Origin of the sequence: Enterobacter sp. 50793107, from assembly GCF_001463365.1 — a bacterium.
Lineage (GTDB): Bacteria > Pseudomonadota > Gammaproteobacteria > Enterobacterales > Enterobacteriaceae > Enterobacter > Enterobacter cloacae.
On the sequence record NZ_LNII01000118.1, the window covers coordinates 19,890 to 32,990 of the forward strand.

General features: G+C 45.4%; 10 protein-coding genes. 2 read left to right on the forward strand and 8 right to left on the reverse strand.

Annotated elements, in window-relative coordinates; genetic code table 11:
• Positions 1-80: 80 nt before the first annotated feature.
• The 7 genes from APU11_RS15370 to APU11_RS15400 form a co-directional block, all read right to left on the reverse strand.
• On the reverse strand, positions 81-443 hold the full coding sequence (locus APU11_RS15370) for a YcgJ family protein (RefSeq protein WP_306559743.1): 363 nt from the start codon (positions 441-443) through the stop codon (positions 81-83).
• A 680-nt stretch (positions 444-1,123) separates the two neighbouring features.
• A complete protein-coding gene (locus tag APU11_RS15375; RefSeq protein WP_058651801.1) occupies positions 1,124-3,523 on the reverse strand; it encodes an adenosine deaminase in 2,400 nt (799 codons plus the stop codon).
• Positions 3,524-3,549: 26 nt separating this feature from the next.
• Positions 3,550-6,438, reverse strand: a complete 2,889-nt coding sequence (locus APU11_RS15380; protein WP_230963073.1) for an archaeal ATPase — start codon at positions 6,436-6,438, stop codon at positions 3,550-3,552.
• Between the two features lie 827 nt (positions 6,439-7,265).
• Positions 7,266-7,754 carry a DUF2514 family protein gene (locus APU11_RS15385; RefSeq protein WP_060578608.1) on the reverse strand — a complete coding sequence of 163 codons (489 nt, stop codon included), beginning with the start codon at positions 7,752-7,754 and terminating at the stop codon, positions 7,266-7,268.
• Complete coding sequence (locus APU11_RS15390; protein WP_060578610.1) at positions 7,751-8,380, reverse strand: glycoside hydrolase family 19 protein; 630 nt, start codon at positions 8,378-8,380, stop codon at positions 7,751-7,753. Before APU11_RS15390 ends, APU11_RS15385 begins: the two co-directional genes overlap by 4 nt.
• Complete coding sequence (locus tag APU11_RS15395) at positions 8,370-8,657, reverse strand: phage holin family protein (protein WP_060578612.1); 288 nt, start codon at positions 8,655-8,657, stop codon at positions 8,370-8,372. Before APU11_RS15395 ends, APU11_RS15390 begins: the two co-directional genes overlap by 11 nt.
• Positions 8,644-9,048, reverse strand: a complete 405-nt coding sequence (locus APU11_RS15400) for a putative holin (protein WP_060578615.1) — start codon at positions 9,046-9,048, stop codon at positions 8,644-8,646. The genes APU11_RS15395 and APU11_RS15400 overlap by 14 nt, the downstream gene beginning before the upstream one ends.
• A 178-nt stretch (positions 9,049-9,226) precedes the next feature.
• Here APU11_RS15400 and APU11_RS15405 point away from each other — a divergent pair, with 178 nt between their 5' ends.
• Positions 9,227-10,285, forward strand: coding sequence for an acyltransferase (locus tag APU11_RS15405; protein ID WP_275045094.1), 1,059 nt, complete (start codon positions 9,227-9,229; stop codon positions 10,283-10,285).
• A gap of 38 nt (positions 10,286-10,323) precedes the next feature.
• Here APU11_RS15405 and APU11_RS28915 read toward each other — a convergent pair whose 3' ends face one another.
• Complete coding sequence (locus APU11_RS28915; RefSeq protein WP_060578618.1) at positions 10,324-12,630, reverse strand: hypothetical protein; 2,307 nt, start codon at positions 12,628-12,630, stop codon at positions 10,324-10,326.
• A gap of 195 nt (positions 12,631-12,825) precedes the next feature.
• Here APU11_RS28915 and APU11_RS15415 point away from each other — a divergent pair, with 195 nt between their 5' ends.
• The gene (locus APU11_RS15415) at positions 12,826-13,086 is read left to right on the forward strand and encodes a hypothetical protein (protein WP_032671830.1); all 261 of its coding nucleotides are present in this window, start codon (positions 12,826-12,828) and stop codon (positions 13,084-13,086) included.
• Positions 13,087-13,101 lie beyond the last annotated feature (15 nt).

The following is a 13,101-nucleotide window of genomic DNA, read 5'->3' on the forward strand; positions in this document are numbered from 1 at the left end:
CATCATTTATAATGTACGCTACAAAATATAACTTATATCCCTATACCGTAGCCTCTGGCTGTGGTCTCTTTTCATTACCATTATTCGCCAAAGAGCAGCTTTGTGTACTTTTTAGATACGGCCCCGGAGCGCTGTCCGTTCGCGCCATAATAGCGATCTTCACGGCACAGTCGTTCCTTCACATCGCATAAAATGCCGTTGGCAAAGGTGAATTCGGTCAGATCGACATTGCTCGATGTGAACACCTCGTTTGCAGCAGCCTTCTTACCGAGATACGTCTCTGTTAATTCACGGGATATTCCCTTGTCATTGGCACATACATATCGGTCGCAGAGCACGCCCGATGCTGGCGAATTGAGCCTGGCGGCTGACCTGGCCTGGGCAGACATGGCGGACACGGCCAGCAGCGCGGCCACAGAACATGAGAGTATTGCCTTGTTCAAGATGATTATCTCCGTTGGTTAATGAGTGTCGGCTTTGCACCGGGCGCGGTGGAACCATGATGAGGGTGAAAAACCCTGAGGGTTCTGAGTTTCGGCAGGAAATGCACCGTTTAGCTTTTTATTGACCTAAACATTTGTCGAAAGTTCGGCTCGGAGGCAAGGGCCCTATCCAGGTGAGTCATGCGATTTTAGAGACCTGAACTAATACGCTCTAAAAGGAGTGGGCTTGTTGGGCGGGTTAGGGCAGGTGTGAGCGAGGAGCGGACGTTAACGTTTAAAGCAGCGAGCGGCAAAGCAGTACAAATCCTTGATTTTGTTAGGTGCCGAACTCATTGTGCGCTATGAGTATCCGTCTTGCCCGTCTAATTGTTCGTTAACTATTGTAGAACATTAATATATAGAATTAATAAATATCTTAATTTAGGGGGCTTGTCTGCTTGGCACTGTAAGTGCCAAGGCCATTTGCGTGCGATATCAATAGCTTCTTTGATATAGATTACAATGAAAGGTCATATGCATAGACGACAAGACTCTCCCCTAGGCTAACAAGCAAAATACTAATCGGGAGTTAAAGGCCGACCGATAAACATATTTCCCGAGATCCGCGACAGTATCTTATAGAGGACCACCAATGAGCCCTGCGGGTCTTAAACCCACACAGAATCCTCAATGTATACAGGCTAGCTGACTTCATGAAAGCGATAAATCCGCCCATTCTCATTCACCTCTGCCACCTTTCTCAAAGCCTCTGCTGGCGACAAACCGAAATTTCGGGTTAACACAACGAACAGATGATAGAACTCGGATTTCAAATCTGCGGCGAAGATCCCTGGATCATCAGATCCAAGACAAATAGACATAGGAACATCACCTTCAATCGCCTCACTCGGCAAGCCCATCCAGCGAAAGATATGATGCTCGCTGACATCTCGATACTGACTGATACGGGTATTGCTGGTCGGAGGGCATTCTATCGCAATGTTTCGGTCTGCCATTTTTGCCATTACAGCTTGTTGTAATGCAACAACCGCTTCATCCGGCAAATATTCCAGGGCAACTTCAACATATTCAGCACGCTGCTTTCGCACATTGTCAGATGTAAGCCATTGCTTATACAACTTCAGCGGCCTTTTCATACCCGTCGTTTTAACCAACTCTCTGGCGCGCTCGTACTCTTCCAACCAGAGGGATTTGGGTTTTAATGGCCCATTTAGTTCACCTAGTAGACCTTCCGACTCCGCCAACAGCCCCCGCATTTCAAATACCTGATCAAGGGTGGTAATCGAGACTTCTTCTTCCAGCGAAAACACTTTATGGGCCAAGCGAACTGCTTCAATCGCTGCATCACTGGCGTAACGCAGCAGTTCCGGATGACTGCGAAGTTCCCGCCAGATAAACACCAAATCGAGCAATCTCGTCTCTTTGGTCATGGACAAAGAAAATGGCAAAGAGCGTTTCCAGATATTAGGTGTGATGCCAATCGCCGTGCAGTGACCAAGACGGTCGCCATTACGCAATGGCAAAAATCTCAAGGCATCATCAATGGATCGAATACCACTGATCAGATGCGGAAAGTCCTCGCCAACATGATAGGTAAAATGAGCAATACCTGATTTGGCTAGCACCCGGAACAAGGGGCCAAACAACTCCGGTGGCGCGTGCATCTCATTAGCTGCGGCATCCACTCCTCGAATCCAGCCTGTCAGGCGCGGTTCAGACTTCAGCATGTCCATCAGAATAGCTGCCTGATTTTTCAGGTCTTTGAATAGTAATGCGTAAGGATAGACCTCACCATTTTTTGGCTTTCTTTTGATGAAGTGCGGCACTAGCGCCAGTTCAGCACACTTGCCATGAGGTTCAACCAGTTCGAGGTTATCGAGCACTTGCGACATAGTCAGCGGCTTCTCATGCACCCATTCCAGAGACATATGAGCACCCAGGTATTCCCAATATCCTCTTAACACACTGAAGAGCAGTTTTTGCATTTTGCTGGGGTCGCTCTTCGGAGCAAAACGTCCTTCCAGATAACGCACCTGAGAATACACACCAGCACCATGGGCATGTTTAAAACGAGACAAATAAGATTTCTCTGTTTCCTCCCTCAACTCCGTCATGGTGTAATTCTGGAACTGATCAAAACCGAAAAAATCGTCTCGCTGAACCAGTAAGGTCAAGTACTGATTTTGAATCAGCAGGTAAATCCAAAGCAGTCGTTCTAACCCTTCGGGCGCATTATACCGCCATTTTTCCAACAACCCGGTTAGCCAGCAAAATTCAGACTCCTGACTGTATTTGTCGTCAGTTGGCCAAACCGTCGCAAACCCATACTCCTGACCATTATGCAGAATTGTGCTATCCGCCAACTGCTGCGGATACTGCACTGATGCTATCCATTCTGGCAACTCCACGCCCTGAGCAACCCGACAAAGAATTTCGCGAATATTACAGGCGATTTGCAAACGATCCTTGAAGATTTCAGGCGTCATAGAGGGGTCAATCTGGGCGCAGAGTTGTTTCATCTCTTGAGATGCCCAGCCCTTCTCGAAATCTCTGACGCTCACTTCCGGGTGCTTGAGTGCATCCAGCCAACACTCTTCCGCACTAGTACTGCCATTCAGATGTTGGTGAGTTTCGTGTAGGCATTCACGGGTAATGTAGTCTTCAACCGTCGGGTGATATGGGTATAAAGGCCAGCGAAAGCTATATTCCTGACTGGCAGACTCAGGGTTAAATACCTGATGACATGCCATAATTGGTAGGCACGACACTCGGCTCATCAGCGTTTGCCATTCCGAGAACATAGGTAGATCGATTTTGGGGCCACCTTTCTCGTTTTTAATAAACTTTTCAGATATCTGGCGTAAGGCTGCTACTGGGCCGAGTTTCATATTCCGCTGTTTGATTTGCTGCACTAAAGATGACCAAGCCGATTTAGCTACATGATCAGGCAAACTACGCACCTGTTCGTATTGAGCAAGGAACACAGATGACTCCACCCTCTCATCAAGTGATACCTCATCCAAAGAGACTGTGCTCAGCCTATGCAACAGTACTGTTGAGTTAAGAAGAAACCTTTCCATACCCAATCCTTATACGAAGGCCATTATCATTTTTCTTCGCCGTCACTTAATGAAGGCGACTTGGTTTTCCTAGCTGGCGTAGGCTTATCGTATGATGCTCCGACGATTGTAGAGGAATTCAACGATGTTATAGTGTTTTGACACATCTGTTGTTTAATGTTTGTTTCTCGATTACCATTTTTAAACAAATAGTCCCATTCCGCATCAGAAAGTAATTTTTCGCCAACAATTTCACCAATCAATTCATTGAAACTTACTTCCTTGCTCAGTGCTTTGGCTGAACAATTAATCCCTCCAACAGGAAAAATGAACGGATGTAGAATTGGACAGCTAATTAATAAGAAAAACAATGGATGGGTATCTTTCCATGTTTTTTTATCCGCTTTCAATTCCTCACTAATTACTTTTATCTTTTTCTCAAACGTATCAACCGAAGTAACTGGATTTAGTCTCAACCCCTCACCGAGATATTCCCTATCACTAACCGAATGATATAAGCTCTCTTCAACCAATACTGCATGAAGAAAAGCTAAAACATTAAAACGCATAATTTTCGCAGCATTTGATTGACTGGCCATTCGTCCATACTCTGCATCATTAAAGAGTCTGGTTTTATGCTGATCAGCCACATTATTAAGGTTGAAATAGAATCGACTCCATACTTTACCAATCAAAAGTGCCGACGGACGAATTTCAATCTCAATTTTGTTTACTTTTTTAAGCCATTCCTCAACTTTAGTAATGGCATCAGAAAATTCCGTTGCGTCATCCTGCTGACTTTCATCAGTTACACCATCATCCTTGGGATCAAGGTCAACATCCAAAACAGCAGCATCGTTATCCGCACTTTTACTTGAGACTTTCATTTCTGCACGAGCAGCAGCCTCACTCCATGGGGGAACAATACATGTTGTCTGAGCTATAACTTTATTAAAAGCATTAGTAATGGCAGGCCTTTCACGACGGCATGCAGAGATATCTGCGATAGCACCAATCAGATTAAAAACACTACTGAAATCCATAAGGTTACTTGAAGCTACCGTACTCAAGGAAGCTGCCATTGCGGCTTTTGCCAAGCCACTCTCAGTATCAATGTTAAATTTTTTGTAACCCTCAGGCATGTTTTGGCGTGATTTACGATTTAACTGCACCATGCCAAGAAAAACACCAATATTTTCATCATTAGGGTTGTTTGCAACCACCGCACAACACCGATTAGCCCAATGTGAGGCGCTTTCAATTCTGCCAACAGACATATAAGCTACATATTCACTAACAAGCTGTTCGAATTTTTCTCTATCTTTTTCAGCCTGTGCTAACTTGGTCACAAATTGGTTGAATATGCTGACAGAACCACAACCAACCAAAAGCATCTGTAGGAACTTTGACAGGCTGCCCTGACAGTTTTCACTTACCTGAGACGCTAAGTAAATAGAGCAATTTCTTAATGCTTCACTTTCAGACTGAGGACGCAAATAAAATCCTGTATTAAAATCACGATCCTGCTTAACATAGGTGAAAATGTCCTTACAGAGCGAATCCATACCAAACCGATGCTGTTCATAATTTAATCCTGCGCGATAAATGCTGCTTAGCATCGAACCATATAAGGCATTTCTAAGTAAATTCGGAACTGATAACTCATCAGGCCTTTCATTTCTGCTTTGTTTACCACTAAGTTTTACCGATGTAGCATGATATTTTTTGGTATAGAAATCCTGAAGCACCTGCATCAACAACCGCACTGGCTGCTTCAGCAGTTCATTCACATACATATCAGCATCAGAGCCCTCTCTCAAATTAAGGCCTTCCCTAACAGCATCGCCAATCGCTTGCCGAACATCTATGGCATCATTATCCTGCATGCCAGGCTCGGTTTTAACCTTGATCTCCTCTTTACCGACTTTTCCTTTTTCGCCGACCAGTTGCAACATGGTTTTTAGTTGAATACGCTTTTGTACCGGAAAAATTTTTAATAAATATTGCTGTTCTAGGTGTTCAACCATATAGCCTCGCTCTGCTAAGCGGGCGCTTTCTTTTTCCTGATCGAGTAAAGTTTTGCTGTAATTTTCGTATTGCTTACCGCGAATCAATTGGGAATATAGGCGCAAGTCACCTGTCGCCACCACCACCAATTTCCGGCTGTTAAAGAATTTACGAATAGATTCAAGTACATCCCAACCCGCGTCAAACTGAGTATCAATATCATCAAAGGTGATCAAAATGGCCTTGCAGCCGAGAATTTCACACGCTCGTTTAACCAGCTCCTCAAAGATTTCTGACAAATCCTGGCCACCAATGGAATAATCAAGCTGGGCATCCAGCTTCAAAGCATCACTGAAATATTCCGGCTTATATTCCTTGTCTGTGAGCAGATGTAAACCACGCTGGAGCTGCGCAAGGTGATTCTGCCATTGTTCTTTTTGTTTTTTATAGTCATTCGACGCCCAGCATCCTTTTAACTTGTCGGACACCATTTTATTCAGACGGGCAGTCACAGTGACCAAAATTGGTTCATGACGCGGCAACTTGGTAGGGTCGATGGTCGGCAAACACTTGATGCTAACTTTTACATCACCTTGGTCATTGTTCAGAGATTTAACCACGCTATTGATAAAAGTGGTTTTACCCGCACCGCGAGTACCATCCACAAAAAATACATTACGACCGGACTCATCAATAAACCGTGTTAGCCCAGCAGACTTATCGGTGTCAGGAAGAGTAACCGAGTTTCGGATACTCTCAACTAACTGATCACGCAGAGATTTCTGAATGAGATCATCTTCTTTGGTACTTCCGGGAAGATTGGGAGCAAACAAGTTAATGATGATTTTTCCCTCGGTTGTTTCAGTTTGTATGCTGTCTGTCATGTCCGTATCAATCCATTTATTTTGATTTTTTGCCAGCCTGAGCATCAGACTGGTGCTTTAAATTTCCACTGAGTTGATTCATGCAATGCTCAATGCCCTTAGCTTCAATCAGTTCGTTGAGGAGCTTCACCACGCTCCAACCTAAAAAGCTACCTAAAGCGCTGAAAAAATGAACAACTCATTCATTGTCCTCACCCTCGCGACTGAGCGGTTCGTTTTGTCGAGAGACATTGCTGCGCGGGGTATGGGACCGAGGATAACCCATAATATGCTCATGTTGTGTCGGCACACCTTCACAAGTTCTAACAGATAATATACTTACGTTAAATCATTGATAAATATTAACAACGATTAACTACCATTCCTGTGACCAACAACGTGTTGGTATACCAATAACTTTTTCTAGCTATTTGTTCAAGCGAGCTTATCTGTGGCGAAAATAAACAACTCTTAGTATTTATCCATATATACAACTAATGTCCTCCCCTAGCACTAACCTGACAACGCCATAGCGAGAAGCGACAGGTCAGCGGTAATGGTAACATCCATAAACCAAATGGTTATTTTCTTTGTAACGCTTATCTTTAGTCTTGAATTGTCGCAGCATGGAATCGGGTGAAATCCATAGTTTTAACGAAAAAACATCCTCTCAAACTACCACGTTTAAACCATGCATGCGGTTGCCTGCCATGGCTCAAAAAAAAGCCCGCAATCCGCGGGCTTAGAGATAATTTAGAACATGTTAGTGCCAGACGCTTCCGGGTAGAAAATCATTCCCACTCAATTATTTACGACATGCATAACCAATTGACTGGTAACAACTTTCTGAAGCCTGATTTTCACTGTACCGTTTTATATACCGTCACCGGAAATCAGTGCCCCGCTTTCAGGGAGTCGTACTGTCGCTCGCATGTGAGTCCTGCAGACCGATATCGCTCAGCCTCTTCTGCTGCTGCGATGTAAGATCGGTTGCTTTCTTCAAGCATGTCGGCGAGCACACCGATGACCTTGCTGGCTGGCGTGCCAGTGGGGAAAGATCCGGTATAGTGTTCGGCGAGTCGCTTGGTTTTGTCAAGCTCGGCGCGCAGGCTGTCAGCAGCGGTATTAGCATGCTCAGCGTCAACACGCGCCACATCGATACGGGATTGTGCTTCACGTTCAATTTGTGTTTTCTCCTGATCACGTTGTGACCTGGCCTTATCATCAGACTGTTTCTGATCTGCCTGTGCCTGCGCATACCCGGCGGCGTACTGCCGGTCACCGTGTTCATTCCAGGCAACCCTGCAGCCGATGACCAGAGCAGCAAGCATCAACACGATAAGCAACTGTTTCCAGTACGCTTTGACGAATGCACTGATCATACCGCCAGCACCTTACTGGCAGTGATGTACCGCGCGCGCCGGTCGTCGATACCGTTCTGGCCGCCATTGATGATCTGCGTGACGCGCACCAGGTCGCCGGTGTACTTCATGCAGCCTTTGGTGGCAAAGAACCATGCTGCGCTGCGGGCCGCATATTCATCCTGCGCCAGCAGTTCCGGTTGCTTGACCAGATCCACCTTCAGGCCGTTGCCACAGTCGCGGTAGTTATTCAGGCCGGTGATCTGGATAAGCCCGCGACCGCGGTAGAACCAGCCGTCAGTCGGACCGTTATTTCCCATGCGTTTGCTGTACACCAGGTTGGCGATTGCACGCTGCCGCTCCAGCGGTAACGATGGCTCACCAGCACGGCGGCCCAGCGCGTTGGCCTGACCCTGAGTGAGTCGCCCGGCGCGGACGAATCCCGCCAGCCCGGTCACGCTGTAGTTGAAGTTCTCCTGCAGTCGGGTGAATCCGCCGGACTCATGACCCACCTGTGCGATAAACATCGCCTGGTGCAGCGGTTGATCGATACCAAACTCTTTCATGGCTGCAGTAATATGCGGGAACCAGCGCGCGGCCAGCACCTCACTGATACCAGCGGCACGCTGGAATTGTTTAATGTCCATGCTGGGACCTCGTTATCTTGAAGATTTGTACCACGTTCCCTTTTGTCTTGATGAGCGCAGCCAGGAACACGGCTTTGATGATGATTTCTGACCAGTCGGCGCTGACGTAGTACCCGTAGAAAGTCCGGATAGGTACACTGGCAGCCACGACGATCAGCAGGTAGGCGAGCCATCCACCCCACCACCGATGGCGTGACCCGTCACGGCGGAACAGCAGGACTCGGATTGCAATGCCGCCGCATATAGCGGCGTTCAGGATGAGTTCAGGACTGGTCATCGTCTTTTCTCCCCGGGATCAGGTCGCGTGGATTTCCAGAACGGTGATACAGCCAGGTACCGATACCAACAGCAACGATTGAAGAAACAAACGCCCCTGCTGAGTACGCAACCCCCTTCTCAAACATATCTGTGGTGATGCCAGGGAAAGCGGATGCGAAGCCGATGAGAAGTGTTGCTGTCGGTTTGTAGAAGAGAAGGCCGCAGAAGAAGCTGAGGAACGCCAGAAGTAACCGTCGCTTTATGGGATACTCCACTGCCGAGGTAACAAAAATTACCGCACCAGCAAGCGCCCCTAAAGCCACCTCAGGCGGCACACCCGCGACCACAGACATAAGCGCGCTCAGGCTAAGCCCCTGATTCAGCGTTTCCGTGGTTAACGTGTGCGACATAGTGACCACCGTTTAATGTGCATAAGAACCCCCTTAGTTGGTGAGTTCATCATACACAATAAACCATATGTGGATTAAAAAACCTCAGACTACTCCTATCGAAATTACCTTAAAGGTGATAATATCCAGAAATCTTTAAGTGAAAACCATTTACGGATTCTGAATGAAAGCTATAAACATGAATTACCTCTCAAGACTTGATCATTTGAGATTTTTTGCAACATGCATGGTCATTATTTATCACGCACGAGGTAAGTACTACCAACAGGATGGAGGCTTGTTTGATCTTAAATCTGTCATTGCAACATGGATAAATAGCGGCACAGCTGGTGTTGCTCTTTTCCTGACTCTTTCAGGGTTTCTTTTTTGCCTGATTTCTGGTGAAGGAAAGAAGGAGATTCAGTATTTTAAGTTCATAAAAAACAGGGTGCTGAGAATATTCCCTCTGCTTACCGTGGTTATTTTTGCTCTTATCTGTGTAACAAGGGCAACATCATCACCTGAAGATATATTTAGATTATTAACTTTGCAATTAAACACTGGCCCGCTTAACGACAAAATATTTCCTATCGGGCCAGTATGGACAATTGCTGTTGAGTTTCAGTTTTATTTGATATTCCCATTCCTTGCATTATTTTTAAATAAATACGGAATTAAATATATCATAGGGCTTATCGCTCTTGCCATTGTAATAAAGTTAGGGATAGTGACTATAAAGGGGGTAGGACAATACGGTAACCTTTACAATACTATTACCGGCCGTATTGACCAATTTTTGATTGGCATGCTGTTTGCTGTCTTATATAACAGAATTGATACAATAAGATTTATAAATACAAAGCTATTTAAAACTCTATTATTCCCTGCAAGCTTCATAATCATTACATCTTATTTCCTGCTTGACAGGGGAACATGGTTTAGATGTGTATTTGGATTTACATGTGATGCCATATTATGGGGCTTCTTTATTGTTGGGTATCTTATTTTCCCATACAAAATGAATTTTACATTAGATAAGGTATTGACTAGTCTTGGCGGAATTAGTTTCTCAATGTATCTATTGCACACCCCTATAATGTATGCGCTAAGAATATCAGGATCAACTTCACCTTACGGTGGGGAGTTCATTCTTGCAGCAGTAACTATGATTTTACCAGTTGTAATAATGGTGTCATATCTAAGTTATTACGTAATAGAAAAGCCATTCCTTGAATTACGTGTAAAATATACTAAATGATTAGTATTGCGGGGTTTGTAACAACCCCGCAAACTTTATTAATAAGCCAGCAAGCGCCAAACGCCACTTATTTTCTTGAAAGTATACAACTTATTACCATTACCAGTATTCCCGGCAAGTGTTATATTTGAACTTCCTATTTCGACATTTGTCGCATTCGAGTTTATAACAATTGACCCGCCAGTTGTTTCTGAACCGATAAACATATGGAACTGAGTGCCATCAGGAGGTGTAGATGGCAATCCAGTAATGGTGGTTGCCGATATCGCGCCATTGGTTGTATATGTCCGGTTGTGTACAGGTATAAATGTAGTAGAGATGGTTGGCCATCCAGTTTGAGTGTTAAATGTTGCAGCATCTCCTTTCTGATTTGGAGTGCCCTGCAATTGATAAAAACCACTCTGAGTGTTGTAAATGAGTTTGTACAATCGGAGATTTGTTTGCCCGAACCCAATGGAGAACGAGCCATCAACTTTAGAACCAGCAACCGTAATCCCAGCAGCAGCATTTCCAGAAGCAACAAGCAACCAGAAATAGTCTCCGCCTTTCTCATTAATATTAATTGTAGCCTGAATTGAACCGCCAACTCTGTATACATAATTACATTGCGGAACAATTGTTTGCGAACCACTTGTGATAGTCCCACCTTCTGCCCACTTCGGAGGAACATAATCACTGTCCATAATGGCACTTGCCTTTACAAAAGACGCTACTGCTGATTTTGCTTCAGGACTATTAGCAATATTGTAGACGGTACCATGTCTCATTGGGCCAGGAGACTGGACCCTAACCGGGGATGTCCACGAAGTAAGGTTTGTAGAGTCAGTACACCACGTTACACCATTCTGATTAAATGCATCGGCGTATAACCTCCACTTTGAGGTCTGGTTCATCCATACCAAACTAGGCCCCTCTACAGGAGTGCCACCAAAATCAAGATCTGCAATTCGTGTGTATCCACCGATATACGTTGATGACGTCCACACTTCAATATGCTTGTTGTATTCATTCTTGATGACAATCGCATAACCTGAAGTGATCTTTGACACTTCTACATCAATCCTCTGAACAGAAGTATCGGACATCATCTGCACAGCACTGTCAAAGGTAAGATTGTTGATATTATTGCATCGGCAACTGAAAGGTACCATCCAGTTAACGTTGGTGCCATTTATGTCTGGTGCTGGTGGGTTGTACGCCACGTTAATCTGGCAATAAAGCTCACCACCATCGACAAATAAACTTGGTGCCCATATTGGTGAAATTACCGGGATCGTACCGCCGATGGTGCTACCTGGCTTACCCCAGAGGCCAGTACCTGCCTTACAAAGGTTATCTGTCCAGTTAATTAAATCGTATGATTTAAGGATATGAAAATCTGAGTCAGCACTGGCTCCAGTTACGGCTACGTACCAACATCCTTTATAAAACACAATGCTGGGGTCCCTGTTACCAACTGGTGATCCAGTATTAGTAAGTAAAGGTGACTTATTCATTACAGAAAAGTTAATGCCGTCAAACGATTTAAAAAGAGTCAGACTTACATCGCTGTTGCTGTTAAAAAAAGATCCGATAAAGTAATCTTTTGGCGTTTCTGAAAAATTGCTATTAATGTTATTAAGTTCACCCTGTACTGTTGTGGTGTTCCCATCAGCATCATAAGCTCCAACCAGGCCTGCGCCAGTAGGCTTTGCCAGCTCAATCATGACATCAGTTGCTGAGCCAGATGGAGGGAACACTACAATCGCGTTACCTGCACTGTCGAACACCGGCATTTTGTTTGCCCTGTCAGCTGCCGATGGTAACTGATTGATCGGCTCAGGAACCCGTAATGTTCTGCTGAGATTTCCTGATGCGACACTGTCCACATAGTTCTTTGTGGCCGCGTCTTGCGGGTCTCGAGGGTCGCGCAAATTGCGAATGTAGTTGTTCAGCGCGTCGTACCAGTTCGCGATACTGGAAGGCTTACGCAGCGCCAGGCGGAACATGCTGCCTACCTGCTGGATCAGCATTGTCAGCTTATCGAAAGCGTCCTCATGCACCTCAGCGAAGAACTTTCCCTGGTTTCGCAGGTCTGTTTCCTGGGTTGGCTCCAGCTCACGAGCAATGGAGATCTGCCAGCCATCAGCCAGCGGTGTTGTGAGCACCACGTTACCGCCGTTGTAACCACCGGCATTCGTCACGGTGTAGTCCGTGTCCAGCACCAGAACAGTAATGTTTTCATCAAGGTCTACAACCGAGACGGTCAGATCTGTTTTCTTGAATATGCGGAAGGTATACGGGAAAGATGTCGTAACGCCGTTCCCGGTGTAATCGTTATGGTCAACTACGGTTGATACCGTCATGGCCTGTCTCCAGTAAAGCAGCGCCCGGCGCGCGTGCATCATCTGGACAGTTTATTACCTGGCAAACCTTATATGAATTGATTGAATAACAAACACCAAATATATTACCTTTCAGGTAATTCACAAATCGTGCTGGATAGTCTTTAGGACTTTTGCTACTGTACATACATACAGTGAATGCATGGAGAATATCAGATGCAACGTCAGTATCATCACCCGCTGGAAAAAGGCTTTGCCGAACGCATACACACGCCGGGAGGCGTCCGCTCCCTTGTTGAAGATTCGCACCTGATGACGTTGCTGCGCCAGTTGGGTGAGGATGGCTTTAATGTTGATGGCCCGATGGCAGAGCTGACTGCCCTGGTGAACTATGTCACCAGCTCGCAGATGTCCATGAAGGATCTGCAGATGCATCTTGATTACTGCGTGGAAAAACTGAAGCAGGAAACGACATAAAAAAAAGGCCGCATT

What these genes read in the sequence shown, in the direction of transcription:
- APU11_RS15400 (WP_060578615.1), bottom strand. Translation starts at nt 9,048, where the DNA reads ATGTCGCACACGTTAACCACGGAAACGCTGAATCAGGGGCTTAGCCTG.
- APU11_RS15405 (WP_275045094.1), top strand. Translation starts at nt 9,227, where the DNA reads ATGAATTACCTCTCAAGACTTGATCATTTGAGATTTTTTGCAACATGC.
- APU11_RS28915 (WP_060578618.1), bottom strand. Translation starts at nt 12,630, where the DNA reads ATGACGGTATCAACCGTAGTTGACCATAACGATTACACCGGGAACGGC.
- APU11_RS15380 (WP_230963073.1), bottom strand. Translation starts at nt 6,438, where the DNA reads ATGCTCAGGCTGGCAAAAAATCAAAATAAATGGATTGATACGGACATG.
- APU11_RS15390 (WP_060578610.1), bottom strand. Translation starts at nt 8,380, where the DNA reads ATGGACATTAAACAATTCCAGCGTGCCGCTGGTATCAGTGAGGTGCTG.
- APU11_RS15415 (WP_032671830.1), top strand. Translation starts at nt 12,826, where the DNA reads ATGCAACGTCAGTATCATCACCCGCTGGAAAAAGGCTTTGCCGAACGC.
- APU11_RS15395 (WP_060578612.1), bottom strand. Translation starts at nt 8,657, where the DNA reads ATGACCAGTCCTGAACTCATCCTGAACGCCGCTATATGCGGCGGCATT.
- APU11_RS15385 (WP_060578608.1), bottom strand. Translation starts at nt 7,754, where the DNA reads ATGATCAGTGCATTCGTCAAAGCGTACTGGAAACAGTTGCTTATCGTG.
- APU11_RS15375 (WP_058651801.1), bottom strand. Translation starts at nt 3,523, where the DNA reads ATGGAAAGGTTTCTTCTTAACTCAACAGTACTGTTGCATAGGCTGAGC.